The organism is Sphingomonas sp. CFBP 13733, from assembly GCF_014841795.1.
Taxonomy (GTDB): domain Bacteria; phylum Pseudomonadota; class Alphaproteobacteria; order Sphingomonadales; family Sphingomonadaceae; genus Sphingomonas; species Sphingomonas aerolata.
In genome coordinates this window covers 103649-129076 of sequence record NZ_JACYUP010000001.1, presented here as the reverse complement: position 1 = coordinate 129076, position 25428 = coordinate 103649, and the positions used below count along the sequence as shown (strand labels likewise).

General features: G+C 64.0%; 19 protein-coding genes. 7 read left to right on the top strand and 12 right to left on the bottom strand.

Annotated features, from left to right (window positions below):
• Window positions 1–19: 19 nt before the first annotated feature.
• Both IFT71_RS00470 and IFT71_RS00465 read left to right on the top strand, forming a co-directional pair.
• Window positions 20–763 carry a GntR family transcriptional regulator gene (locus tag IFT71_RS00470; protein WP_031441437.1) on the top strand — a complete coding sequence of 248 codons (744 nt, stop codon included), beginning with the start codon at window positions 20–22 and terminating at the stop codon, window positions 761–763.
• A 10-nt stretch (window positions 764–773) separates the two neighbouring features.
• Complete coding sequence (locus IFT71_RS00465) at window positions 774–1601, top strand: HpcH/HpaI aldolase/citrate lyase family protein (RefSeq protein WP_192138761.1); 828 nt, start codon at window positions 774–776, stop codon at window positions 1599–1601.
• A 375-nt stretch (window positions 1602–1976) separates the two neighbouring features.
• On the opposite strand, the gene IFT71_RS00460 is transcribed toward IFT71_RS00465, so the two are convergent.
• The 9 genes from IFT71_RS00460 to IFT71_RS00420 all read right to left on the bottom strand — a co-directional run bounded on the left by IFT71_RS00460 (window position 1977) and on the right by IFT71_RS00420 (window position 12378).
• On the bottom strand, window positions 1977–2699 hold the full coding sequence (locus IFT71_RS00460; protein ID WP_056677755.1) for a FadR/GntR family transcriptional regulator: 723 nt from the start codon (window positions 2697–2699) through the stop codon (window positions 1977–1979).
• Window positions 2696–3448, bottom strand: coding sequence for a helix-turn-helix transcriptional regulator (locus tag IFT71_RS00455; RefSeq protein ID WP_192138760.1), 753 nt, complete (start codon window positions 3446–3448; stop codon window positions 2696–2698). The genes IFT71_RS00460 and IFT71_RS00455 overlap by 4 nt, the downstream gene beginning before the upstream one ends.
• 96 nt (window positions 3449–3544) lie before the next feature.
• Window positions 3545–4849 (bottom strand): MFS transporter, encoded by a 1305-nt coding sequence (locus IFT71_RS00450; protein ID WP_244654678.1) that lies wholly within the window; start codon window positions 4847–4849, stop codon window positions 3545–3547.
• Window positions 4850–4858: 9 nt separating this feature from the next.
• Window positions 4859–5794: an alpha/beta hydrolase gene (locus tag IFT71_RS00445; RefSeq protein WP_192138759.1), complete on the bottom strand. Its 936-nt coding sequence runs from the start codon at window positions 5792–5794 to the stop codon at window positions 4859–4861.
• Between the two features lie 51 nt (window positions 5795–5845).
• Window positions 5846–7249, bottom strand: a complete 1404-nt coding sequence (locus IFT71_RS00440; RefSeq protein WP_056677761.1) for an FAD-binding oxidoreductase — start codon at window positions 7247–7249, stop codon at window positions 5846–5848.
• A 1-nt stretch (window position 7250) separates the two neighbouring features.
• Entirely contained in the window at window positions 7251–9410 is a 2160-nt protein-coding gene (locus IFT71_RS00435) for a TonB-dependent receptor (RefSeq protein WP_192138758.1), read from the bottom strand.
• Window positions 9411–9539: 129 nt separating this feature from the next.
• Window positions 9540–10301 carry an SDR family NAD(P)-dependent oxidoreductase gene (locus tag IFT71_RS00430; protein ID WP_056409893.1) on the bottom strand — a complete coding sequence of 254 codons (762 nt, stop codon included), beginning with the start codon at window positions 10299–10301 and terminating at the stop codon, window positions 9540–9542.
• 10 nt (window positions 10302–10311) lie between these two features.
• Window positions 10312–11796 (bottom strand): carboxylesterase/lipase family protein, encoded by a 1485-nt coding sequence (locus IFT71_RS00425; RefSeq protein WP_342212558.1) that lies wholly within the window; start codon window positions 11794–11796, stop codon window positions 10312–10314.
• A gap of 132 nt (window positions 11797–11928) precedes the next feature.
• The gene (locus IFT71_RS00420; RefSeq protein ID WP_244654677.1) at window positions 11929–12378 is read right to left on the bottom strand and encodes an NUDIX domain-containing protein; all 450 of its coding nucleotides are present in this window, start codon (window positions 12376–12378) and stop codon (window positions 11929–11931) included.
• Window positions 12379–12463: 85 nt separating this feature from the next.
• On the opposite strand from IFT71_RS00420, the gene IFT71_RS00415 reads away from it, so the two are divergent.
• Both IFT71_RS00415 and IFT71_RS00410 read left to right on the top strand, forming a co-directional pair.
• On the top strand, window positions 12464–13873 hold the full coding sequence (locus IFT71_RS00415) for an alpha-hydroxy acid oxidase (RefSeq protein ID WP_244654676.1): 1410 nt from the start codon (window positions 12464–12466) through the stop codon (window positions 13871–13873).
• A 386-nt stretch (window positions 13874–14259) separates the two neighbouring features.
• Window positions 14260–16107 carry a M61 family metallopeptidase gene (locus IFT71_RS00410; protein WP_192138757.1) on the top strand — a complete coding sequence of 616 codons (1848 nt, stop codon included), beginning with the start codon at window positions 14260–14262 and terminating at the stop codon, window positions 16105–16107.
• A gap of 275 nt (window positions 16108–16382) precedes the next feature.
• Here IFT71_RS00410 and IFT71_RS00405 read toward each other — a convergent pair whose 3' ends face one another.
• Both IFT71_RS00405 and IFT71_RS00400 read right to left on the bottom strand, forming a co-directional pair.
• Window positions 16383–16739 carry an ArsR/SmtB family transcription factor gene (locus IFT71_RS00405; RefSeq protein ID WP_197975975.1) on the bottom strand — a complete coding sequence of 119 codons (357 nt, stop codon included), beginning with the start codon at window positions 16737–16739 and terminating at the stop codon, window positions 16383–16385.
• Window positions 16736–17203: an SRPBCC domain-containing protein gene (locus tag IFT71_RS00400; protein ID WP_192138756.1), complete on the bottom strand. Its 468-nt coding sequence runs from the start codon at window positions 17201–17203 to the stop codon at window positions 16736–16738. The genes IFT71_RS00405 and IFT71_RS00400 overlap by 4 nt, the downstream gene beginning before the upstream one ends.
• 961 nt (window positions 17204–18164) lie before the next feature.
• On the opposite strand from IFT71_RS00400, the gene IFT71_RS00395 reads away from it, so the two are divergent.
• Window positions 18165–18680, top strand: a complete 516-nt coding sequence (locus IFT71_RS00395; RefSeq protein WP_192138755.1) for a hypothetical protein — start codon at window positions 18165–18167, stop codon at window positions 18678–18680.
• 251 nt (window positions 18681–18931) lie between these two features.
• Here the strand turns inward: IFT71_RS00395 and IFT71_RS00390 are convergent, their stop codons facing one another.
• On the bottom strand, window positions 18932–21397 hold the full coding sequence (locus IFT71_RS00390) for a zinc-dependent metalloprotease (protein WP_192138754.1): 2466 nt from the start codon (window positions 21395–21397) through the stop codon (window positions 18932–18934).
• A 119-nt stretch (window positions 21398–21516) separates the two neighbouring features.
• Here IFT71_RS00390 and IFT71_RS00385 point away from each other — a divergent pair, with 119 nt between their 5' ends.
• A complete protein-coding gene (locus tag IFT71_RS00385; protein WP_031441456.1) occupies window positions 21517–22011 on the top strand; it encodes an Lrp/AsnC family transcriptional regulator in 495 nt (164 codons plus the stop codon).
• Window positions 22012–22271: 260 nt separating this feature from the next.
• On the top strand, window positions 22272–25388 hold the full coding sequence (locus tag IFT71_RS00380; protein WP_244654675.1) for a TonB-dependent receptor plug domain-containing protein: 3117 nt from the start codon (window positions 22272–22274) through the stop codon (window positions 25386–25388).
• Window positions 25389–25428 lie beyond the last annotated feature (40 nt).

Below are 25428 nucleotides of genomic sequence, written 5' to 3'. Positions count from 1 at the left end.
AGCGACCGATGGATATTTGATGCCCCAGCTTCGTCAGCAACCGCGTTACCTGCAACTCGCCCAGACGCTGATCAACGAGATCGAGGATGGGCGCTATCCAATTGGCACGCTGCTGCCGACCGAGTTCGAGCTGTGCGACCAGTTCGGCGCGAGCCGCTTCACCGTGCGCGAGGCGATCAAGCGGCTCGTGCAATCGGGCATGGTTTCGCGACAGGCCGGGGTCGGCACGCGCGTCCTCGGGCTGTCGCGCCCGGCGGCGTATCGTCAGGTGATGGAGGGGCTGTCCGATCTCCAGCAATACACCAACGAGACCAGCCTCACGATCATCGCGCGCGAGACGATCGCGCTGGACGGCCCGCTCTCTGAACAAGTCGGCGCGACATCAGGCCAGACCTGGCTGCATCTCATGGCGTTGCGCCGCGCCGCCGGGACCAGCCCGATCTCCTTTTCGGACATCTATCTCCACCCCGCGTTCCGCAGCCTGAAGCTTGACGACGATGTCGGCGATGTGCCGATCTTCAGCCGGATCGAGGAGCAATTCGGCGAGCGCGTCGCCGAGGTCCGCCAGCATATTGAAGCGGTGGCGATCCCCGCGCCGATCGCCAAATTGCTCGAAACCAAGACCGGTGCGCCGGGCCTGCGCCTGACGCGCCAGTATCTGAACGCACGCGGCGAGGTCGTCGAGATGGCGATCAACACCCATCCCGCGGACCGCTATTCCTATTCCCAGACCTTCCGCCGCGATCCCGTATCCGGCCTGTAGAGGATTTTTCATGACCAGTGCCGCCCGCAGTATCCTGTTCGTGCCCGGCGATCGTGCCGAGCGGTTCGAAAAGGCGCGCGCGAGCGGCGCGGACATCGTTGTGATCGATCTCGAAGACGCTGTCCTCCCCGACCGCAAAGTTGCCGCGCGCGATACGATTTACGATGCGCTCGCCAGTCTGACGGAACCGCGCTTCTTCGTGCGCGTCAACAGTCTGGGTACCGAGTGGCATGCGGACGACGTACGTGCCCTCGCGGCATTGCCAGGCGTCGCTGGACTGATGCTACCCAAGGCCGAGCGCGCGTCGGACTTCGCGGCGATGCACGAGGCAGCAGCCGGCAAGCCGCTCCATGCACTGGTAGAAACCGTTTCGGCGGTCTTGAACCTAGCGGACCTCGTCACCGCACCCGGTCTCTCACGGCTGTCGTTCGGTACGGTGGACTTCCAGGCGGACGCCGGCATCGACGGCGACCAGGCGGAGATCGACTATGTCCGTACCCAGCTCGTCCTTCACTCGCGAAGCGCCGGACTTGCAGCACCCGTTGATGGCGTTTCGACGGATCTCTCTAACGACGAGGCGCTGGCACGCGACACCGACCACGCACGTCGCTTCGGCTTCGGCGGAAAGCTTTGCGTCCATCCACGACAGGTGGGGATCGTCAACACGGCATTCCTGCCCTCCGCCTCTGACGTGGACTGGGCCACCCGCGTGGTCGCCGCTATCGACGGCGCGTTCGGAGCCGTTGCCGTCGACGGCAAACTGATCGACAAACCCGTCGTCGATCGCGCTCGTCGAGTTCTTGATACATATTCGGCATTTGATTCTTTCCGCCGGTGAGCAGACAGCGTGAATAGCCCGCCGGGTCGCAATATTTGCGGAGGATGACCCAGTTGCGGACGTTAAAGTTCAGTCGGTTGCGTCACGGAGGTGGACGCTCGTTTATCATTGATCGGAGCCGGTTTTGGCGGGGTAACGCAACGGAGGATGCTTGGAAGCGTCGCCAATTCGTCGCCAAGCCATGTGCATCTGATCCCAGACCTTCCAAGGCTAAGGCATTTCGTAAGCTTCATTGCCCGTGCCGGCTCGCAGAGCTACGTCCTTTGAGGCGACATATAAGCGTCCGCATCCGCCAATCCTTGATGTCATTCAGTCAGTACAGCCGGTACTCTAACCTCATTCAAAAACGATCGATGCTCGCCCAGAAAGCGCTGGCTAATTGTCATTCTCACGACGGGCAAACAGATCACCGATGGACGCGACAAAATGCGTGTTCATTGCTGCGGTCGCAGCTTTCGGGTCACGATCGGCGATCGTGCGCGCTAACGCATGATGATGTGCCAGCACGGCGGCACGCTGCCGCGCGGTGGTCCGCGTTGCCCACGCTGCAGGGACGGCATGAACCATCATCGGTGCGAACGAGCGGATGATCTGCAAGAACAACATGTTGCGTCCAGCCTGCGCAATTGCTTGGTGAAACGCGATGTCGTGGCGGGTCAGCGCATCGATATCGCTACCGGCTGCTTCCATTGCCTCGGCCAGACCGATGATCGTCCGCGCCTCTTCGTCGGTGCGGTCGATCGCGGCGAGCTCGGCAGTGCGCAGTTCCAGCGTACGGCGCACGTCCCAGATCTGTACCATCGAGATTTGCGCCGTTGCCACCGCGTGGTCGAGCGACGTTGCCATCACAGATCCGTCGATCGCGGCTACGCGCGCGCGCCTGCCGTTGCCCACGTCGATAAGTCGCAACGCCGCTAGCGCGCCGAACGCCTCGCGGAGTACTGGGCGGCTGACACCCAGTTCTGTCGCAAAATGCCCTTCGGACGGCAGCGTGTCGCCGACTTTCATGTCGTTCGTGCGGATGTGCGTGCGGACCGCATGGACCGCCTGATCGACCAGCGAGCCGCCCTCGATCAGTCGCACGCTCGTCGCGCTCATGCCGCGAGCCGTGGTGCGCGCAGCGACGACGGGGTCGCGCCAAACTGCCGCGAGAAGGCCCGCGTGAAACTGGCATTGTTGAGATAGCCGCACTGGTATCCGATTGACGATACCGGCAGATCGGTCGCGATCAGCATCTGGCGTGCCGCTCCGAGCCGGCGGTCCAGCAGCGCGTCGGCGACCGTGCAGGCGAACATATCGCGGAAGCCGCGGGTCAGCTTCGCACGGTTCAGTCCACAAGCGCGCGCGATCGAATCAAGCGTCATCTTCTCACCCCAACGCTCGTCGATCATGCGCTTGGCCGCGACGATCCGCTGGCTGTCCCTCGCAGACAACTGCCCGGCGCCCGCGAGCGGCACAAGGTCGTCCTCGACGATCCGCTGAAACGTGATGGACAGGAGTTCGATGCATTTCGCGGACCGGTGTGTGCTGCGCCAGGGTTCGGAGAGCGCGCAATCGCGGATCGCGACGACGATCAGCCGCAATTCGCTTGGCAGATGGCACGCGATGTTCGCGTCGGGCGCGTAATCGAAGACCCGCAGGCAGGCACCGCGTTCGACCACAAGAATGAGGTCTGCCCGCTCCTCCGAAAGAACCGCACCGGTCGTGACGGTGACCTGGGCCGGCGTCTGCTCGCCCAGCGTGAAGCAGAGGACCACGGCATCGGCGGGAAACGTCGTCGGGTCGACCATACCCTCCCCGATGAATGCCGCCATCTCGGGCGACACCGTGACGCGTTCCTTCTGCATGCTTCCCTCGCCCACCACCGCTCTCCGTCTCCCGTTTGCCGGGCTTGGGTCGATCATGCAGCTATCAGATAGCTCCTGCAAGAGCTATCTTACAGGTCAGGCCGTTGCTGACTCCGGCGCGCGACGCATTGCCGTCGTAAAGGCGACGACGGAGATCGCGCTGGTCACGACGCCGACGATCGCGAGACCTTGCGCGAGATGCGCTTCGCCGCCCAGCATGCCGCTTGCAGCCGCGACCAGCGTGGGTGCGAGGCCGTAGCCGATCAGCCCAGCGATCGCGATGAACGCGCCGATGCACAACCCGCGCAGTTCGTTGGGAATCAGCACGGTCAACGCCACCGAAGTCACAACGCCCGTCACCGCACCGCACGTTACCAACAGACCCACGGCGACCCCGAACAGCGGGACCGAGGGCATGATCGGGAACAACGCCGCGGGTACGCCGACCGCGGCGGCAAGGATCGCACCGATCAGCAGGCCACCGCGGCGGCCGCTCTTTTGCCCGCGATCGGCGGACAGACCACCGACGATCGCACCGACCACGCCGGCACCGAACAGCAGCGCGCCCATCCAGCCGGCGAACTGGTCGGGTTGGAGGTGGAACGTTCGCGACAGGACCGGCGAAACCCAGATCCCGGCCGCGGCATCGGCCATCACGACGCTGATCTGGCCGACGAACAACGGGATCAGGAACACGCGGCGCGCCCAGAGTTCGCCGGCCACGACCTTGAACGGCGCATGCGTGCCGGCCGCAACCTCCTGCCGCACCGGTTCGCGCAACAGGAACAGTGGCAGGATGGCGAGCACGCTGACGACCGCCAGGCACAGATGCACACTTCGCCACGGCATCATCCCTGCGAACCACGCTGGCGCGCGGCCATGTGCGAACAGCCCGAACAGTGCGCCCGACAGTGCCAAGGCGAGCGCGACGCCGAGCGACTTGCCGAGGTTGACGATCAGCATCGCCCTGCCCCGCTGCGTCGGAACGCAGAAATCGGCGCACAGCGAGAGCGCTGCGGTCAGCGCGCCGGTCGTGCCGATCCCGGTCAGCATGCGTGCAACGAACAGCAATGGAACGCTATGCGCGAGCCCGGTCAGCACCGTGCCCAGCGTCCACACGAACGCGAGTGCGATCATCATTCGCACGCGGTTGTAGCGATCGACCATGATGCCGATCGGGATCGAGAACACCGCCAGCGGCAGCGCCGCCGACAGCCCCTGGATAAGGCTCAGCGTATAGTCGCTGAGGTGGAGTTCGGCTTTCGCGCCTTCCTGCACCGTGCCGAATGCGCCCATCATTGTGAAGCCGACCGCCATGGCCAGCGCGAGCGCGAGCAACGGCAACAGCGTCTTGGCAAACGGCGGTGCGGCCGCCTCCATCGGTCGGGCGAAATCGGTCATTCTGGATCCTTATGCAAGCGCACGGCGCAGAGCCTCGCGGCTGTCGCGGCGTGCCTGTTGCGAGACCGGACCGTCGGCGAAGATGTCGAAGGCGTGATAGCCGCCGGGATAGACGTGAAGCTCGACCGGCACTCCGGAGCGGATCAGCCGCGTCGCGTAATCGATGTCCTCTTCGACGAAGAGATCGAGCGCGCCGGTCGCGATATAGGCGGGCGGCAGGTTGCCCAGATCCGTCGCCCGCGCTGGTGCAGCATAGGGTGACACGGCGTCGCCACCGGGCGCGTGGCCGAGCAACGCGGTCCAACCAAAACGATTGCTCTGCGCAGTCCAGACGAACTCGCCGGCATAAGGATGCGGCAGTGCGGTACAGCTACGGTCGTCGAGCATCGGGTAAATCAGGTGCTGGAACGCGAGCGCATGTTCGCCCCGGTCGCGCACCATCAAGGCCAGTGCCGCGGCATACCCGCCGCCCGCACTCTGCCCCATCACGCCGAGCCGCGCCGGATCGATCCCGAGCCGGTCGGCATGGGCGATCGTCCATACCAGTCCTGCGTAGCAATCTTCGATCGGGCCGGGGAAGTTCGTCTCCGGCGCCAGCCGGTATTCGACCGACACCACGACGCATTGCAGATCGGCGACAAGCGGACGAAGCAGCGGATCATAGTCGGACACCTTGCCCATCACATAGCCGCCGCCATGGATGTGATAGATGCACGGCAGGGCGCCGGTGACGCCCGCCGGGCGGAAGACGTGCAGGTCGATATCAGGCGCCCCGGCAGGCCCTGGAACCGCATGGATCTCCAGCGTCGCTAGGGTTTCGTCGGCGGGCGGCAGCATCGACGGGCGGTCGCGCATCGCCGGCAGGATGTCGGCGGTGAGCGAGATCTGCGGCATCATCTCGAGCAGCGGGCGCAGCGTCGGATCCACCAGGTGCAGGCTGTCCATCATTCTTTCCACGATCCTTGTTGTGACGCGCGTCCGATACCGGAACGGCGTTTAGAACGCGAAGATCTTGCCCGGATTGAACAGATTGTCGGGGTCCAGCGCGTGCTTCAGCGTCCGCATCAGTTCAACCGCGTCGCCCAGTTCAGCGACCAGCCAGTCCTGCTTGCCGATGCCGATGCCGTGTTCGCCGGTGCAGGTGCCGTCCATCGCAAGCGCGCGTTCGACCATCCGCGCGTTGATCGCCGAGACCTCGGCCAGCTCCGCCTCGGACTCCGGATCGATCGAGAAGACGACATGGAAATTGCCGTCGCCGACATGCCCGAGAATGGTCGCGGGGACCGACGACGCCTGGAGGTCGGCCTTGGTCTCGCCGATGCACTGCGCCAGGCGGCTGATCGGCACGCACACGTCGGTCGCCCAGCCGACTGCGCCCGGACGCAGGTTGACCGCCGCGTAATATGCCTCGTGCCGCGCCTTCCACAGCTTGGAGCGTTCCTCGGGCAGGTTCGACCAGCGGAAATCACCGCCGCCATTCGCCGCCGCGAGCTCGCGCACGGTCTCCGCCTGTTCGTCGACATAGCTTGGCGAGCCGTGGAATTCGAAGAACAGCGTGGTCAGTTCGGGGTAATCTAGCTTCGACCAGGCGTTGACCGCCTTCATCTGCATGTCGTCGAGAATTTCGACGCGAGCGAGCGGCACGCCGATCTGGATCGCCTGAACCACCGTATCGACCGCGCCGTTCAGCGTTTCGAAGCTGCACACCGCGGACGAGATTGCCTCGGGAATGCCGTGCAGCCGCAGCGTCACCTCGGTGATGATGCCGAGCGTGCCTTCGGAGCCTACGAACAGCCGGGTCAGATCATAGCCCGCCGCCGACTTCCGCGCGCGACGGCTCGTACGGATCTCGCGCCCGTCCGGCGTCACCACGCGCAGGCTGAGCACGGCCTCGCGCATCGTGCCATAGCGCACCGCATTGGTGCCGCTCGCGCGCGTCGCGGCCATCCCGCCGATCGTCGCATTCGCACCGGGATCGATCGGGAAGAACAGCCCCAGGTCGCGGATATGCTCGTTGAGCTGTTCGCGACGGACGCCGGCCTGCACCGTACAATCAAAGTCCTCGGCGTTGATCGACACAATCTGGGTCATCTCGGACAGGTCGACCGAAACGCCGCCATGCACCGCCAGCGTGTTGCCCTCGATCGAGGTCCCCGCACCGAACGGCACGATCGGCACCTTGGCCGCGGCGCACAGCCTGACGAGATCCACCACCTCCTCGGTCGACCGCGCGAAGACGACCGCGTCGGGAAGCATCGGGACGAAATGCGCCTCGCTGCTACCGTGGTGGAGGCGCATCGCGTCGCTCATGTGCAGCGCAGTGCCGAAACGCTGCTGGAGCGCTGTGACGAACGCCGGATCGAGCGGCGCCCTTTCGATCTGTTCGACGTGCATGGTCATCCTAGAACCGGAAGCTCGCCCGCACGCCGTATCGGCGGCGGTCGCCCTGGATGGCGAGGTTCGACGCCAGCGGCGCAAGCCCGGCCCGCACCAACGCCGATTTGTCGATATAGCTTTCGATGAATTTGGTATTGAACAGGTTGGTACCGAACGCAGTCACCGTCAGGCCGCTGGAGAAGCGGAAGCCGAGCGAGGCGTTAGTGATAGCATAGGCCGATAGCCTGGGCGCGACATCGGGGTCGAGCGACGACCCGATCCGGCTGCCCTTCCCGAAGATCCCCGCGTCCAGCAACACCGCGTTATCGCCGACCGGGACGGTGTAGGTGGTGTTGAAGTTGAAGTTGTAGTCGGGCGTGAAGATCACACGGTCGCTCGATACATGGACGCCGGTGGTCGCGAAATACTGGCTGTCGTCGGTGATGCGGGCATGGAGATAGGAGGCGCCAGCGTCGATCCGCCAATGATCGGTAAGGCGGAGGTGCGCTTCCAGTTCGGCGCCGTAACTCTTGACGGTGCCGGTGTTCAGGTTGATCGCGACGAACCCGCCCGTGGCACTCGGCGCCAGCGAGTTCTGTCCGATAAAGTCCTTGTAGTCGTTGTAGAATATGTCCGCGTTGATCGTCAGGCGGCGGTCGAATGCATCGAACTTCGTGCCCAGCTCATAGGTCCAGACATTGTCGCCCTTGTACGTCGCGTCCTGCGGCCGCGTACCCGGACCGTTCTGGCCACCGCCGCGGATCCCCTTGGCGACCGAGGCGTAGCTCATCACCGCTGGCGTCCAATGCTGGGTCAGCGTGACGCGGGGTTGGAACTGGTCCTTCTTATAGACCGGCGCGGTATAGGGCGTCACGCCGTTGACCTGGCTCGCGACCAGCTTCTGATGATCGTAGCGCCCACCGACCGCGAGATCGAGCGTGCCCACTTTCAGGAAAGCGGTCGCGAAGATCGCGCGCGTGTCGTTGCGGACATAGGTCGACGAGGGCGTGGTCGAGGCGGGCAGCGGGAAGGTCGGGCCCAGCAGCGCGCGGAAGTCGATCGTCGTCAGCTGATCACTCACCTGCGTGTAGCGATTGCCGTACAGCCCGATGAGCGTCGAAAACGCATCGCTCCACTGCGTATCGAAGCGCAATTCGGCCGTCTTGGTCTTCAAGGTCGAACCACCGCGGGTACGGAGCAGGTCGACCGCACCGAAATCGCCGTCATTGACCCCGGAGAGATTCTTCTGGTTGTACGCCCCGATTGCGGTGATCTTGGTCTTGAGCGATGCGACGTCGAACTCGCCCTTCAGGTTCGCGCCGTAATAATCGATCACCGCCCGGTTCAGCACGTTGGTCGCGCCATCGAGCCGGTAATCGGTCGGCCCGGCGACATGGATGTACGACGTGCTGCCGCCTGCGGCCCGGTCGTAATTGCCGTTGACGGTGAACACCGCCCAGTCGGCGGGCGTGAAGCGGAGCGTTCCACCGACGCTCTGCTGCTTCAGCGGGTTCATGTCCCCGATCGTCAGCGTGTTGCGCATGAAGCCGTCCTGCTCGTGATAGGACGCGCCGATCCGGAACTGGAGCAGGTCGCGGACGATCGGCCCGCTGACCGACCCCGAGACCGAGGCGTAGTTGTCGGTACCGGCGATAGCGGCGTCGAACCGCCCCTCCCACTCGTTACCCGGCTGGCGCGTGATGACGTTGATCGCGCCGCCCAGCGTGTTGTTACCGAACAGCGTTCCCTGCGGCCCGCGCAACACCTCGATCCGCGCGACGTCAACGATCGGAGAGTTCAGATATGATGTGTTCGGCTGATAGACGCCGTCAATGAAAATGCCGACGCCGGGCTGCACCGTGTCGATCAGCGTCGTACCGATACCGCGGATCGACACGAATGCGCGGCCGACGCTGTCGGAATTGATGTTGAGGCCCGGCGTGTAGGACGCGATGTCCTTCACCGTATTGACCTGCAACTCCTTCAGTCGGTCGCCGGAGATTGCCGTCACCGCGATCGGCACATCCTTCAACGATTCCTGGCGCTGACGTGCGGTGACGATGATGTCGTCAGAGCGTGCGGGAGGTGTCGCCTTTGCCTGATCGGCGGCGTCTTGCGCGGATACCGGCGTGGTGACGAACGCGGCGACGGCGCATCCTCCGGCGAGCAATGTCTTGAAGCGCATTGGATCCTCATCCCCTCAGAGCGCCGATCCATCGCCGGCTACTTCTAGGTTCCAAGCTATCTGATAGCTAACCTGTCTGAAAGGTTATCGAGTGTGCCGCCCGGCTCGCGGGCTTCGCCGATCGGTACGCTACCAGCAGCTATAGCCGCCATCGGCGAGCACGATGCTGCCGGTCATCAGACTGGCCGCGTCCGAGGCGAGAAAGGCGACGATCGCCGCGACTTCTTCAGGTTCCCCCAGGCGCCCCTGCGGCGTACCGTCGATCCAACGCTTGTACATCTCCCCCTCACGGTCCGCGAAGCTGTTGAGGACGGTGTTGATATAGGTCGGCGCGACGGCGTTTACGCGCACACCGCGCGGCGCCCATTCGGCCGCGAGGCTCTTGGTGAGCTGATGCACCGCGGCTTTGGATGCGTTGTAATAGCTTTGCGGTTGCGGCCGGTTGACGATGAAGCCGCTCATCGAACCGACATTAACGATCGCTCCCTTCCCTGCCGCCAGCATGTGCCGTCCAAAGGCGCGTGCACACCAGAAGGTGCCGTTGAGATTGACGTCGAGCACGTTCAGCCAATGCTCGTCGGCGACGTCCTCAGCGGCGGTCTCGCTCCGCGCGATGCCGGCATTGTTGACGAGAATGTCGATCGCCCCGAGCTGATCGGCCAGGGCGGTGACCTGTGCAGCGTTCGTCACGTCCATCACATGGCCGTCGACCGCATGGCCCTTGTCCGCAAGCGCAGCTCGCCCCGCCGCGATCGCCGTCGCGTCGCGGTCGGCTAACGTCACGTGTGCGCCCATTTCGGCTAACGCCTCGGCACAGGCGAGACCGATCCCCGCCGCGCCACCCGTCACGACGGCACGACGGCCAGTGAGTTTAAGTCGTTCGAGATACATGACCGGTCCTTCACGGCAGATAGGGTGCGGCGGGCATGACGGGCTCATGCCGCGCCTCCTGCCGGACCAGGGAATAGACCTGTCGAGTCTCGGTATCGAATTCGGCCCAAGGCAGGCTACCGTCCGTTGCGAAGCGGATCCACAGCGCATGCATCCGGTTGGCGAGGTCTTGCGGCGGGTTGGGTCCGCACAAGCCCTGCTCGCCGGTTGCGGTCGCCAGCGTATCGAACACGAACGGCAACTCCATCCCGTGCGACGCACCGAGTTGGCCGCCGAACATCGGCGAACGCCAGTCGAACTCGTACATGTGCGTGCGCCCTTGGTGCGCCTCAGCAAACCTGCGTGCGGGCCAGCGAAAGACGAGGTCGTTCATCGCGTCGGTCAGCGCCTGGCCGGGCTTCCTGCCCTTCGTCCCGATACCATATGCCTTCAATAGCTTGCGGGCATGCGGTTGCGACTTGTGGAGGACATAGGTAGCCAGCAACCGCCCGATCTTGTCCCGCACGCCGGTCGGAACGAGGTACAGGTTCATCTCTTCCGCGTTGGTGCCGATCAGCAGGTCGACTTGCGCGCCCGCACCGTTCGCTAGCGCATCGAGCGGACGCTGCGGCAGCACGTCGTCGCCGTGGACGGGCACGAAGCGGCTGATCCCGAACACCGGTTCGTGCCCGCCTTCGTCGCGCAGATCGATCCGTGCGGTCGGCGCTGATACCGCCTCTACCGCGTCGATCAGCGCATCGTACGGTACGCTGCCAAAACCACTGACGTCGGGAGTGATTTTCAGGACCTTCGCCAGCTTCTTCACCAGACGCTGCATCACCGGCACCGAACGCGTCATCCCGCCATGCCCGCTCTGAACGATCGCGCGCCGGAACAATCCCCTTGAGAGCGGGGATGCCATCAGGTCGGCGATCGCCATCGCGCCGGCGGATTCGCCGAACACCGTGACGTTGCCCGGATCGCCGCCGAACTCGGTTATGCCGTCCCGTACCCACGTCAACGCCGCGATCATGTCGCGGAGGCCGAGGTTGGTCGGCACGCCCGGGATCGGCAGGAAGCCGTCCACCCCCATCCGATAGTTGATCGCGACGCAGATCACGCCGTCGCGCGCGAAGGTGCCGCCGTCCTGCACGGGTGCATCCTTGCTGCCGATCACGAAGCCGCCGCCGTGGATGAACACCATCACCGGCAAGCCGGTCCGGTCGTCATCGGGACGCCAGATATTCGCCGTCAGATATTCATCGCCCGGCACCCAGCCTTTGCCGATCAGCGGTACAATATCGAGGCCGGGAAATGCCTTGGTCCGCTGCGGCGCGTTAGGTCCGGCCACCGTCGCGTCGCGCACCCCGGACCACGGCGTGACCGGTTGTGGCGGCGCGAACCGGTTCGCACCCACCGGCGCCGCGGCGTAAGGCACGCCGAGGAACCGCAGCACACCGCCCGTGGCCCCTCCCTGCACGATACCGTCGGCGGTCGAGACCATAGGTTCGCTCACGATATTCTCTCCTTCCGATCCGCAGCAGCGATCAAAGGGCAAAGGTAGCAGCCGCGAGGCGCCAGTCTCGAACTCAGGCTATGCCAATCGTCGTTTTGATCGTGCCGTACGGCGGGCCAGCACCCACCCGCGTTACCAGGCTCCAATTCCTGTCGCGCCCTGCCGGTATTCGGCGATGCGCCGTCGGGTCGCCGGGGACGTAGTCTCAGGAAGGTCGTCCACCGGGAACCAGTCAGCCTGTTCGATCTCTTGCAGATCAGCACGCCCCAGGGTTCCGCTTGCTGCCGTTCGCACGATAAAGATCACGATATGGTCGTCCTTGCTCTCTCGGCGACTGTGATAGACGCCCAGCACCCGCTCGATCACCGGGGCGGCAATCGCCACTTCCTCGGCAAGCTCCCGCACAAGCGCGGCGGCGATACTTTCGCCCTTCTTCACGCCGCCGCCCGGAAGATACCATTGATCGACATAGGTATGTCGCACCAACGCGACCCTCTCGTCCGGATCCAGCAATACAGCGCGGACACCGATCGTGCGCGGCTTGCTGATCCGCCATACCAGCCTTGCTACCCTGCCGACCATCCGATGATGTATCCCCACGCGCTCGTTTCCCTGCCTGTAGTCGACGCTTGGCAGTGATACCCTAGAACAGGGCCGTACGCTCCAAATGCCTTCGGTGCGCATAGTCATGCAGCGGCGTTGCACAGTAATTGGTTTCGTCGCCTGCCCCGAATGCGCGCAGACTACGACAGCTCTCCTGATATCCGGATCACGGGGGCGACGCGTCGGGATCACGTCTGCTCGCCGTGCTTGCCATCCCGGACATCGGGGAGGGGTCAAGACGTGGGAGAGTGATGGTGAATCAGGGTGCGCTGCTGTTTGCGATCAAGACGCGGGCACGACCATGAGGCAGCTTCACCGGGCGACCAATGTTGCTGACCTGCGCCTCATGGCACGCAAACGGCTACCGCGACCGATCTTCGACTATATTGACGGTGGCGCCGACGACGAAGTGTCGCTGCGCCGAAACGTCACCGCATTTTCAAACTACGAGCTGGTGCCGGACATACTGAACGACGTCTCTGTAATCCGGACCGGCACGACGCTGTTCGGACAACCATCGCGCTGGCCATTGATGCTGGCGCCGACGGGGCTCACCCGGATGTTCCACGGCCATGCCGAACTGGCCGTCGCTCGCGCCGCTGCGCGTTACGGAATACTGTACAGTCTGTCGACGATGGGAACGACGCGGCTGGAAGACCTTGCCCAGGCATTCGCCGGACCGAAGGTTTTCCAGATCTATATTTTCAAGGACCGCGGTCTGACCGCAGAGTTCGTCGCGCGTTGCCGGGATGGAGGCTTTCATGGGCTGGCGCTGACCGTCGACACGCCGGTCGCCGGCAACCGCGAGCGAGACAGGCGCAGCGGACTGTCCCTGCCGCCCAAACTGACGCTGAAGTCGCTACTGAGTTTCGCGCGTCATCCGTCATGGTCGCTCCCCGCGCTGACAGGGTCAAAATTCGATCTCGCGAACGTGAGCCACAGGATCGACGCGCTCGCGTCGGGGCCGATGAGCCTATTCGACTATATCGGCGGCCAGTTCGATCGGTCGGTCGGTTGGCGCGACGTCGAATGGCTCGCACGCGAGTGGAACGGGCCGCTCGCGATCAAGGGCGTGATGACTCCCGAGGACGCGCGGCGTTCGATCGCGTCGGGCGCGACCGGCGTGATGGTATCGAACCACGGCGGACGCCAGCTCGATGGAGCGCCCGCCCCGATCGACCAGATCGCAGCGGTACGCGACGCGGTTGGCGGTGGGCCGGACGTCATCTGCGACGGCGGCATCCGACGCGGCTCGGACGTGGCGAAGGCGTTGGCGCTCGGGGCAACCGCCTGTTCGATCGGGCGCCCCTATCTGTACGGCCTCGCAGCCGGCGGAGAAGCAGGCGTCGATCGCGCTCTGACGTTGTTGACAGAAGAGTTCGAGCGCACGTTGACGCTCGCCGGCGTGAACGATGCAGAAGCCCTGTCACGTGGCCATGTTCGGACTCGGGAAAACCGGCGTGATGTGGCGTAGCTCTCGACTTGATTGAGATCGCCATGTTCGCTTGCGCTACTGGGCAGGCTCAACGATGCGTGTGTATCCGACGCCTGCCGCCTTGGCCGGATCTGATCTGTTTCTGCATAACTATACTCAAGAGACCAGCCCTACGCCTTGATTTAACCAACCAAAGTTGGGGCTCTTGCCCCAGTTTTCTTCCAAATCAGATTCGCCCCCAAGACCGGCCGTTCCGACGGCTTTCAGCGTCTCGCAACTCCGGACGCTCGTTCATATCCGTCACACGACTACGCGATAATCTCGGCTTTAGGTCTTTGCCGCCGTTCCTCCTCGGCTGGCGGGAGGATTGACAAGGTGAATGTCGATCGATCCTAGGTGCCGATAGACGATCCGGGGGACCATCCATGAAGACGATTTTTGCGACCTGCACCGCCACGCTGGCGTTGCTCGCCGGCCCCGCGATTGCACAGACCAAGGCGCCAGCGGCGACCCGGTACGAGATCGCTTTCCCCAACGCGGTCCATCATGAGGCACAGGTGACCGTCACCTGGCGCGACCTCGGACCGGCCCCCTTGCGCGTCCAGATGTCGCGCTCCTCGCCCGGCCGCTACGCGATCCACGAATTCGCCAAGAACGTCTATTCGCTCGCCGCCAAGGATGGCCGCGGTCGCGCGCTCGCGATGACGCGGACCGACCCCTATGGCTGGACGATTTCCGGGCACGACGGGACGGTAAGCGTCACCTACACGCTGTTCGGCGATCACGGAGACGGCACATATGCGCAGATCGACGCAACCCACGCGCATCTCAATATGCCCGCGACCTTTTTGTGGGCGGTCGGGCAGGCTGCGCGCCCGATCAGCGTCCGGTTCGTGCCCTTCGACGCCAAGTGGAAGGTCGCGACCCAGCTCCAGCCGACCGGCGACCCCTACACCTTCGCCGCGCCCAACTTCCAATATTTCATGGACAGCCCCACCGAGCTGTCCAATTTCGATCTGCGCGAATGGCAGGTCGAAGAGGGACCGACGCGCGCCACTATCCGGCTCGCGGTCCATCACGACGGCTCGCCCGCCGACCTCGATCGCTTCGCTGCCAGCGCCAAAAAGGTCGTCGCGCAGCACATAGCGATGTGGGGCGAACACCCCGCCTACGACTTCGGCACCTACACCTTCATCGCCGACTATGTGCCGCAGATCAGCGGCGACGGCATGGAGCATCGCAACTCGACGATCATATCGCAGCCGCGTTCGTTCACCGCGGCGAATTTTGCGCAGATCGACACACTCAGCCATGAATTCTTCCACAGCTGGAACGTCGAGCGCATCCGCCCTGCCGAGCTCGAACCGTTCGACTTCACCCGCGCCAACCCGACCCCGTCGCTCTGGCTTGCGGAAGGGTTCACCCAATATTACGGGCCGCTGATGATCCGCCGAGCGGGGGAATCCGCGACCGACGCGTATCTGCGCGGGGTCGGCTCTACCGTCAACGCGCTAACCACTGGCACCGCACGCCGTTACGGCGGTCCGCAGGGAATGAGCCTGCGGGCGCCGTTCGTCGATGCGGCAAAGTCGATCGACGCGACGAACCCCAACATGTTCGTGTCCTACTACACCTATGGCGCCGGCCTCGCGCTCGCCCTCGACCTGACATTGCGCCAGCGTTACCCGGGCATCACGCTCGACACGTTTATGCGCCACCTATGGCAGACCTTCGGCAAGCCCGAGCGCCCCTATACCCGCGCCGACCTGTCCCGCGCGCTGGGCGAGGTGACGAAGGATCCCGCCTTCGCGGACGCCTTCTTCAGGACCTCGGTCGATGCCGAGGCGCTCCCCGACTATGCTCCCCTGCTCGACCAGGCGGGTCTGAAGCTCCGTCCCGCCAACCCGACCGCCGCGTGGCTCGGCAACGTCCGCCTCAAGACTACCGGCACCGACGTCCGCATCGACGGCGCGCCCGCCCCCGATACTCCGCTCTACCGCGCCGGCCTCGACAACGGCGACCAGATCGTCAGCCTAGGCGGGACGGTGATCACCAGCGATGCTGACGCGGCTGCGGCGCTTGGCCGTTACAAACCCGGCCAGACCGCCGACATCACCTACCGCCAACGCGGCCTCGACCGCCGCGCCACGCTGACCTTCCTCGCCGACCCCACTGTCGAGGTGGTCCGCTACGAAACCGCAGGGGTTAAACCAACCGCCCAACAACTCGCGTTTCGCGCCGCGTGGCTCGGGCCGGATGCAGTGGCCAACTAGGCAGGGTCGACACTCAGGGTTTCAAATACGCTTAAGGCTGGCCCATGGATGTCCATGGGGATCGGCAGCGCATGACGACGGAGGAGAAAACTGTTGGGCTACTTAGAGACCGCGAAGACCCAGTTGCGGACGTTCGCGGGCTCGTTTCGGCTTCTCAACTTCGGCCGCTCGTTCATGTCGCAAAAGCGCCGATCCGAGCGGTTTGGTTTGGGACATTCCCGCCGATTGCAGTGATAACCCGAACGACAGCTCTATGCAGAAGCCGACGTTCAGGCTCAGTCTTCCTTGGAAACGATGCCGCTGATCAAATCATCAAGGCGGTTCAGCCGCTCGTTCCATTCCTGACGGTGATAGTCGATCCAATCCTGCAACGGCGCGAGCCCGGCAGGATCGAATTGACAGGTGCGCACCCGTCCAAGCTTGGTCGAGCTGGCGAGCTTGGCTTCCTCAAGCACGGCAAGGTGCTGGCCTATCGCTGTCTTGCTGATCGCCAGTACCGCAGCAAGTTCCGAAACGCTCGCGGGCTGCTCCGCAAGATGACTCACCATGCGACGGCGATTGGCGTCACCGAGCGCATGAAACAGAAGGTCGACCCTCGACGAGCGGACAGACTCTACGGCAGGCTGCATCATGCGGGCTGCAGTTCCGAAGCCATCGTGTCGAGCAGGAAGTCCCACCCCATCCGGCGCATTGCCGGGCCGTCGGCGCCTTCGAAATAGACCGCCTGGTGCGTCAGCAAGACCTCGCTCTTGTCGTCGAGCGGCGCAATTTCCACGGTGACCACGGCAGCAGATACGCGGGCCTGATCGACGTCGAGCGTTTGGAAGAACACGATCCGAGCGTTATCGACGATCTCAGCATAGGTTGAGGTCCAGCACAGCTCCCTTCCCGCGATAGGAGTGCCTGGCAGCATCCTGGCGGTGAGCTTCTCCTCACCGCCCGGACGAAAGTCGAAGCTGTAGGACAGTGGCTCGTGTCCGGGACTGGCGGCGTACCACCTGCTCTTGCGGTCCTGAAAAGCGAAAGCGCCAAAAATCGCGGGCGGAGCGGCATCGCAGGTTTTGCGGATTTCGAAGGTATCGTGTGTGATGGTCATCGACTCGCCCCCCAGTGAAGCTTTGACTTCACTAACTTTCAGGAGCCTTTTGGTCAAGTCTGCACTTCACTATTGCGCTCGCGTTTGTTGGATCGGCGATGGCCACGGGAGTACCGAGGCGTCACCGGCACTTATTGATCGCGTTTTTGCCGACAACGCGAACGCCGTTCGTTGAAAATGGCAGATGGTGCCAAATGGCGCGCACTTAGGGCGCCTTGCTGTCAGACGGATACCCGCCGACCCATTTGCAGATTCCGGCAGAAGCTGCCGTCGAACGCCCGACTTGCTAACGGTGCATTTTCGTCGAGCGCTGCCTTGCCTATCCCCCCTTCCCGCAAGACCTATAAGTCGCCATTCGCCCCACCCTTCCCGCTCCCCGACTTCGGACGCTCGTTCATCGTCGCGAATGATCAACTTCCCACCCCATACATCCTCGGACGAACGTCGCGACCTGGTCGAAAGCGGACGTTAGGAAGGCTGTTCTAAGCGTTTTTGAACAATGCCGCGAAGAAGGCTGCACATAAAGTCAGAGCCGCAAAGGAAAGAAATTCTACCAACCCGCTTTTTGTGCTCCGTGATCGGTGATGAAGAAGGGCTACTGGAAACCAAGCCAGAGAAATAATAACCGCAACAATGAACCATCCAGATCTGAAATTATTAGTGGCTATACCGGCCGTATGCGGCAGAAGTAAAAGCATATATAGAAAAGATACTGCGACAACGCTTAAGCGCGAGAGCCAGCCGAGTCTTTGTATCAGCACACGCCCCTCCTCTAGAAGCGCACTTTAGCGAAACGAGCGACGTCCGCAAATGGGCGTTCCGGACTGCCAGCCCTCCGCACGTCGGGGTGTCTACAAGCGGGAGTAAGTCCCGCGCCCCGACAGCCAAGGTATCACCTATGCGCTACCCCGGATCGTCGCTACCCCCGTACGCACGAGCAGCGAAATTCGAGGAGCGTGTGATGCGTCATCATACTTTATCGACGGTGATCGCAGTTGCCATGTTAAGTTCTACCTCAGGCTCCGCGAGCCCGGTGCAGGGTGTTGTTTCAGGCATCTATGAACTGGACACTGCGCGGAGTGACAATGCTTTCAAAGTAATCGACAGCGGCACCGCCACCATTTCCGACGACAAGCGCCCTCGCATTCGGATGAGGCTCCGCAAGTCCATCGCGGTAAATAGGATTAGAATTTCTACCGCAGGAGGTCGGGTCGGGCTCGCCTATGATGCCAAAACACCCATCGTAGTTTGGATAGGCGGAGATCCGGTCACCTGGAAACTCGTCCCAGAGCTTGTTTTCGATGTATCGGTAGAAGCTGACGGTGGAACCGTCGCTCTGAAATTTCGCGGCGACGACAGCGAGCGAACCTCAAAATATCATAGTGTCGGCCAGGATTTGGTAGAGAATACAACGATCACCAGTCCACTGCTTTCTACACCAATCGTCTATAAACAGGTCTTTAGGAATATCAGATGACAAGTTCCAAAACTAAACCTTCAGGTGATAAGCCGTTGAGCAGGCTTCATCCCGTAGATGCGGATGCCGTTCGAGATGGTCTGACTAACCTCTAATTTTCAGCGCGCTACGACTATGAACGGACGGCAGCAAATGGGTGGAACTGCCCGGCAGCGCGGGGCTGATAGGACCCACAAGCGGTCGTCCAAAGCGTTCGTTCCACCTCCCGACTCCCGACATTCGTTCATCTCGATCCGACGTGATCGGATCGCTCAATCGTCGAACCAGCCCGTATCGCCCCCGATCGGCATGCCCGGCGGGATCGTCGGCACCGCGCGACGCTTGTCCAGTTCGCGCGTCAGCCGGTCCTCGTCGGTCAGGAGCAGCGCGACGTGGCGGCTCCAGGCGCCATCCTCGTCGCTGCCGGCCTTGGCCAGTCGCGTCGCGATCCCACGCAGCCGATCGCCGAGCAGCGCCGCGACGTCGGGCGACGTCGCATCGTCGCGCGCCGTGGCGGCCAGCGTCATGATCGTCCGATAGGCCACCCGGCGACCAACCGCGTCACGCCGTGCCGCGACGGTGGCGGCGATCAGCCTGTCGAGCAGCGTGTCGACGCCGGGCATTCCCGGGTCGCGGCGATGCTGTTCGTACACCCGCGCAAGCCGCGCCGGCGCCAGCAGCGAATCCAGAGTCACCTGCGCGGCGACATCGGCCGCGACCAGCGGGTCGAACGCGGCGGCCCCCGCATTGCGGAACACCTCCTGATCGAACTGCACGTCGCTGCGTCCGTTCATCGGCGACGACAGGGGCATCACCAGCGTCGCGGGCACGGTCAGCGCATCCGTCGAAAGCGTCGCCAGCAAGGCGGCGATCGCCGCGTCCTGCGTGGCGGCGGCAACCGGCGCGGCGGCCGGATGATTGTCGCCTGCGACCGCATAGGCATAATCGATGCCGCCGACCAGCTTGCCCACCGCGTCGATATCATAGCGATGCAGCAGCCATACCGGCACGAACTTGCGCCGCAGATCGGACAGCGCCTCGCCACTGCGCAACACGCCGGGCCCGAACTGCGCGATCGCGATGCGGCGGACCGCCATCATGTGGTTGAGCGAGGCGACCGGATCGGGGCCGTCATCCCACATGCTGCCCCAGGGGCTCGGCGTATCCGACGCGCGGCCGTCGATGTCGGTGATGAAGCGGACGCCCTTCGCCTGGATCGCGAGCGCCTTGGCCCGCGCGGCCACGTCCGGATTGGTACCGGGTGCGGCATCGGCATAGAGCCAGTCGACGGTGAAGTCGTCCCACACCCCCCCGCCCTTCGCATAGGCGTCCGACAGGTCGATCCGGCCATCGGTCAGCTTGATGCGCGGTCCGGGATAATCCATCACCGTCGTCCGGTCCTGCGTGCTGCCCGCGAAATTGTGCATGAAGCCGATCGCATGTCCGACCTCATGCGCGCCGAGCTGGCGGATCCTGTCGAGCGACGCCCTCACCGGATCGTTGCCGCTGCCGCTGTTGGTCTGCGCGGCGCCGACCAGCCCCTCGAAAATCGCCATGTCCTGCCGCACGCGCAGCGCGCCGATCACGACATTGCCCTTGATGATCTCGCCGGTCCGCGGATCGACGATGCCGCCGCCATAGGACCAGCCCCGCGTCAGCCGGTTCGACCAGTTGACCATGCTGTACCGCACGTCGAGTGGATCGGCGCCGGCGGGCAGGATCTCCGCCCGGAACCCGTCGATCAGCCCGGCCTTGTCGAACGCCGTCGCCCAGTAGTTGACGCCTTCCAGCAACGCGGTGCGGATCGGTTCGGGCGCGGCGCGGTCGATATAGAAGATGATCGGCTTCTTGACGCGGGAGCGGGCGGCGGCCGGATCGACCTTTTCCAGCCGGAACCGGTTGGCGAACTGCTGGACGACATCCTCGCCCAGCGGCGTCCCATAGTCGTAATATTGATTGCCCCCCGCCGCCGACCGGATGTCGAACTTCCGCGAGACGAAGCCGGGCGCAGGCAGCCGGACGAAGCTGTGGTGGACGGTGAAACCGATCTGCCGCGGCTCGGCGGCGATCCGCTCGACCTCGCGGCCTGGCGTGTCGGTCTGATAGGTCTGCAGCGCGTCGATCTCGATATTGTCGGGGAATACCTTCACCGAGCCGGCATCCGCGACGCTGAGCGCATCGACCAGGCGGAACCCCTTGCCCGCCGCCGATCCGCCACCCGCGCCGGCCATCGCCCAGCTCGCGTTCAGCGACTCAGTGATGCCCAGCGTGTCGCGCGTCAGGAACGGGGCGATGTCGACCGTCACGCCGCCATCGGCTTCGGTCGCGACGATGTCGAGCATCGCCATGATGCTCGTCGGAAAGCTGGTGCGCCCGCCCGCCGCGACGCCGGTATCACCGGTTGCGCGGAACTGATGGTTTTCGAACGTCACCGCGACCTTCTTGCCGATCCGCCGGAACGCGAGGATATGTTCGGGCCCCAGCATCCCGCGGTCGAGCCGCAGATTGGCCGAGCCGATACCCGTCCGGAGCGAGGTCGCGTAAAGGAACCGTCCCGACGCTCCGTCCGCATCGGCGGCGGGCAGCGTGACGAGGATACGCCCCTCGGCCGGCAACGCCCTGACCGGCAGCAGCGCCGCCTGCGTCGCCGCCCGCGCGACCTGCTGCGCCGCGACGGGTCCACCCCCGCTCGCTGCGGCCACCAGCCCGACCGTTGTACCCCAGATGATCCCGCGCATCGCCTCGTCCCCCAATTGCTGCCGTGCAGCAAACTAGCATGATCCAGGTTGCGGTATCCGGCGATATTGCGCAGTTTCGAAGCCTGGGTGACGAAATTCGGCAATAATCGGGGTGAATGATGCACGAAACCGAAAACAATCTTGTCGATCCTACCGATTACCGGCTTCTGCGCGAATTGATCCGCGACGGCCGCGCATCCGACGTCATGCTCGGCGAGCGCATCCATCTCTCGAGCACCGCGACCGCGCGGCGTCGCAAGATCCTGGAGGAAAACGGCGTCGTCGCGGGCTACACCGCCAAGCTCGACATGGCGAAGCTGGGGTTCAGCATTACCGCGATGGTCTCGATCGAGCTCAGTTCGCAGGCCGAACATGTGCTGAACGAATTCGAATCCGCGGTGATCCTCTGTCCGTCCATGTCGTTCTGCAGCTTCGTGTCGGGCGAAGTCGACTTCATCATGATCGTCCATGTCCGGTCGTTCGAGGACTACGACCGTGTCTATCGCCGCGAACTGTCGATGCTGCCGCATGTCGCCCGGATCCGCAGCAGCTTCCTGATGCGCGAGGTCGCGCAGCGCTCGGTCGCGCCGGCGGCGGTCAACGATCAAAGGTGACGTTCAGCGCGCCGATATCACAACTTAATAATATCCAGCACGCCGCAAAACATCAATGATTACTCAGAACGTCGCCGATTCCGCAAAGGTAACATAGATTTCATCTCCAGATTGCGAGGAAGCGGCAGGCGGCATCTGATAGTCTCCGGGTCGGAACAGGACCGGAATACCCGGCCATCGAGTCCAACAGGCAGGAACCAGCGAAAACAATAAACGAGGGGATATCTGGACGGCACCCGATCACCTGAAGGGGGCTCTCCATGACTGTTCTGTATGGCGCCGACGTTGGCGCCTTCTCGATGCGCGCCCGGCCAACTGCCCGCTTGAAATCCGCCAGCCTCGTCAGCGTGGGCGTGCTGGCGCTGTGCCTCGCCACGCAGACGGCTTCAGCCCGGACGGTCGCGGGCCCGCCCGATACGACGCTCCAGACCGAACGTGGCCCGGCCAAATCCGCCCCGACGGATCAGGAGACGACGAACGTCCCGGGCGGCAAGCCCGAACTCGCGACCGATCCCGTCACCGGCGACGTCGTACCCGGGGACGACACGATCGTCGTCACGGGATCGCGGATCGAACGCGACGGCTACAGCGCCCCCACCCCCGTCAGCGTCATCACGGCCAAGGAACTCAAGGCGGAAGCGCCCGCCAATATCTCCGATTTCGTCAACACGCTGCCCGCGGTGCGCGGCAGCGGCACCTCGGCGAGCAGCAACGGCGCTCTCAGCAACGGTGCCGCCGGCATCAACTCGGTCAATCTGCGCAACCTCGGCGCGAATCGCACGCTGGTGCTCTTCGACGGCCAGCGGTCGGTCGCCTCGACCACCACCGGTCAGGTCGACGTCAACACCTTCCCCCAGGCGCTGATCGAGCGGGTCGAGGTCGTGACCGGCGGCGCCTCGTCCGCCTATGGCTCGGACGCGGTGTCGGGTGTCATCAACTTCATCCTCGACCGCGACTATACCGGTTTCAAGATGGAGTATGAGCACGGCGTCACCACCTATGGCGACGCGCCGAACCACAAGGTGACGGCGACCGGCGGCAAGGCGTTCGCGGACGGGCGCGGCCATCTGATCGTGTCGGGCGAGCATTTCTCGCAAAAGGGCATCCAGACGATCGACCGCGACTGGAACGACAGCGGCTATTTCCTTGCCAACAACCCTGCCTATTCCGCGGCACGGTGCACCGATGCCGCATCGCTGAACACGCCCTGCGTCAATGAATTCCTGATCGCATCGGGGATCGGCACGGGCCAGTTCACGCCGGGCGGGCTCGTCAGCACCGGCCCGTTGCGCGGCACCTATTTCGGCTCGGTCGATCCCGCGACCGGCAAGGCGAGCGTCAATCAGCTGAACTTCGGCGCCACCAGCGGCCAGTGGATGGTCGGCGGCGACACCGACATCACCACCGCCGGGCATCGCAGCAGCGCGACGTTGCAGCCCGAGGAAAAGCGCAACAGCGTGTTCGGCCGGCTGAGCTACGAGGTCTCGCCGCTGGTCGAACTCTACGGCCAGTTCTCGTACAGCAACTATCGCGGCCAGAGCTATTATCAGCAGACGCCGACCACCGGCGTGACGATCCAGCGCGACAACGCCTATCTGCCCGATGCGACGCGCGCGGCGATGGCCGCGAACAACCTCAGCTCGATCCAGATCGGCACCAGCAACATCTTCCTTCCGCCGCAGGGCAGCGACAATGAGCGGCAGGTGTTCCGCTACGTCGCCGGCGCCGACGGGGCCTTCTCGACCGGCACGATCGACTGGAAATGGGGCGGCTATTACCAGCTGGGCAAGACGAAGACGAACGAACGGCTGACCAACGCCTGGAACGTCTCGCGGATGGCGGCGGCGACCGACGCGGTCGTCGCGGTAGCGGGCAACAGCGGCGGCTACGCTCCCGGCACAATCGTGTGCCGGATCAATGTCGATGCGAATGCGGGCAACAACGACCCGTCCTGCGCGCCGCTCAACCGGCTCGGCACCAACGGCGCCTCGCCCGAGGCGATCGCCTATGTCCTCTACAATGGCCGCCAGCCGCTGCGCAAACAGACGCTGAAGCAGGAAGTCGCAGCGATCAACTTTTCGACCAACAGCCTGGTCGATCTGTGGGCAGGCCCAATCTCGGTGGCGTTCGGCGCGGAGTCCCGCAAGGAATCGGTCACCGGATCGGTCGACCAACTCTATCAGCCGATCGTCGCCAACGGCGTCACCACCGGCACCTGGATCTACGGCAACTACCTGCCGACCAAGGGCCGGTACACCGTCAAGGAAGCCTATCTCGAATCGGTCGTCCCGATCTTCAAGGGCATGGATTTCAACGGCGCGTTCCGCTTCACCGATTATTCGACCTCGGGCACCGTCGAGACGTGGAAAACCGGCCTGACCTGGCAGGTCATCCCGGACATCAAGCTGCGCGGCACGATCTCGCGCGATATCCGTGCGCCCAATCTCAGCGAACTGTTCGCGCCCGGCACGGGTCGCACCAACACCGTCAACGTGCCGCAGGTCAGCGGCAGCATCGCGGCCAACCAGTTCAACGAATCCACCGTCGGCAATCCGGACCTGCGCCCCGAAATCGCCAAGACCTATGGCGCAGGCGTGGTGCTGACGCCGACCTTCCTGCCGGGCTTTGCCGCCTCGGTGGATTATTACGACATCAAGCTCGACGGGGCGATCGACTCGCTGCTGGCGCAGACGATCGTCGATCAATGCTATCAGCAGGCGATTGCCGATGCGTGTTCGTTCATCTCGACCACCGGCGGCCGCGGCGTCACGACCTTGGGCCTGCCGGTGACCAGCATCGAGGTGAAACCGACCAACTTCGTCAGCGTGAAGACGCGCGGCATCGATATCGAATCCAGCTATCGTCGGCAGGTCGGGCCCGGCACGATGACGCTGCGCGCACTGGCCAGCTATGCGTTCGAACTGACCAGCAACAACGGCGTCACCGCGACCACCGATCTGGCCGGCCAGAATACCGGTGGCCTGCCCGACTGGACCTATCGCTTCACCGCCGGCTACGATCTCGATTCCGGGTTCAGCGTCCAGGGCATCGCCCGCGGCGTCAGCGGCGGGGTCTACAACAACAACTACGTCGTCTGCTCCACCGACTGCCCGCTCTCGACCGCCGATTACCGCACGGTCAACATGAACCGGATCGACGGGCAGTTCTTCTACGACGTCAACGCGAGCTACGCGTTCGAGACCGGCGGCGCGAAGGCACAGGTCTTCCTGTCGATCCGCAACATTTTGAACAGCGATCCGGTGCTCGTCGCCAACGGGCCGACCGGCAACAACACCCCCGCTTATCCGCAGACCAACCGCGCGCTCTACGACGTGCTCGGCCGCGTGTTCCGGATGGGCGTGCGGATCGGCCTCTGAGGGCACGTGCCCTCTCCCACCCCTACGACATCACCGTTCA

Coding starts and splice junctions, on each gene's coding strand:
- IFT71_RS00470 (WP_031441437.1), top strand. CDS start 20: ATGCCCCAGCTTCGTCAGCAACCGCGTTACCTGCAACTCGCCCAGACG.
- IFT71_RS00465 (WP_192138761.1), top strand. CDS start 774: ATGACCAGTGCCGCCCGCAGTATCCTGTTCGTGCCCGGCGATCGTGCC.
- IFT71_RS00460 (WP_056677755.1), bottom strand. CDS start 2,699: ATGAGCGCGACGAGCGTGCGACTGATCGAGGGCGGCTCGCTGGTCGAT.
- IFT71_RS00455 (WP_192138760.1), bottom strand. CDS start 3,448: ATGCAGAAGGAACGCGTCACGGTGTCGCCCGAGATGGCGGCATTCATC.
- IFT71_RS00450 (WP_244654678.1), bottom strand. CDS start 4,849: ATGACCGATTTCGCCCGACCGATGGAGGCGGCCGCACCGCCGTTTGCC.
- IFT71_RS00445 (WP_192138759.1), bottom strand. CDS start 5,794: ATGGACAGCCTGCACCTGGTGGATCCGACGCTGCGCCCGCTGCTCGAG.
- IFT71_RS00440 (WP_056677761.1), bottom strand. CDS start 7,249: ATGACCATGCACGTCGAACAGATCGAAAGGGCGCCGCTCGATCCGGCG.
- IFT71_RS00435 (WP_192138758.1), bottom strand. CDS start 9,410: ATGCGCTTCAAGACATTGCTCGCCGGAGGATGCGCCGTCGCCGCGTTC.
- IFT71_RS00430 (WP_056409893.1), bottom strand. CDS start 10,301: ATGTATCTCGAACGACTTAAACTCACTGGCCGTCGTGCCGTCGTGACG.
- IFT71_RS00420 (WP_244654677.1), bottom strand. CDS start 12,378: ATGGTCGGCAGGGTAGCAAGGCTGGTATGGCGGATCAGCAAGCCGCGC.
- IFT71_RS00415 (WP_244654676.1), top strand. CDS start 12,464: ATGCCTTCGGTGCGCATAGTCATGCAGCGGCGTTGCACAGTAATTGGT.
- IFT71_RS00410 (WP_192138757.1), top strand. CDS start 14,260: ATGAAGACGATTTTTGCGACCTGCACCGCCACGCTGGCGTTGCTCGCC.
- IFT71_RS00405 (WP_197975975.1), bottom strand. CDS start 16,739: ATGATGCAGCCTGCCGTAGAGTCTGTCCGCTCGTCGAGGGTCGACCTT.
- IFT71_RS00400 (WP_192138756.1), bottom strand. CDS start 17,203: ATGACCATCACACACGATACCTTCGAAATCCGCAAAACCTGCGATGCC.
- IFT71_RS00395 (WP_192138755.1), top strand. CDS start 18,165: ATGCGTCATCATACTTTATCGACGGTGATCGCAGTTGCCATGTTAAGT.
- IFT71_RS00390 (WP_192138754.1), bottom strand. CDS start 21,397: ATGCGCGGGATCATCTGGGGTACAACGGTCGGGCTGGTGGCCGCAGCG.
- IFT71_RS00385 (WP_031441456.1), top strand. CDS start 21,517: ATGCACGAAACCGAAAACAATCTTGTCGATCCTACCGATTACCGGCTT.
- IFT71_RS00380 (WP_244654675.1), top strand. CDS start 22,272: ATGACTGTTCTGTATGGCGCCGACGTTGGCGCCTTCTCGATGCGCGCC.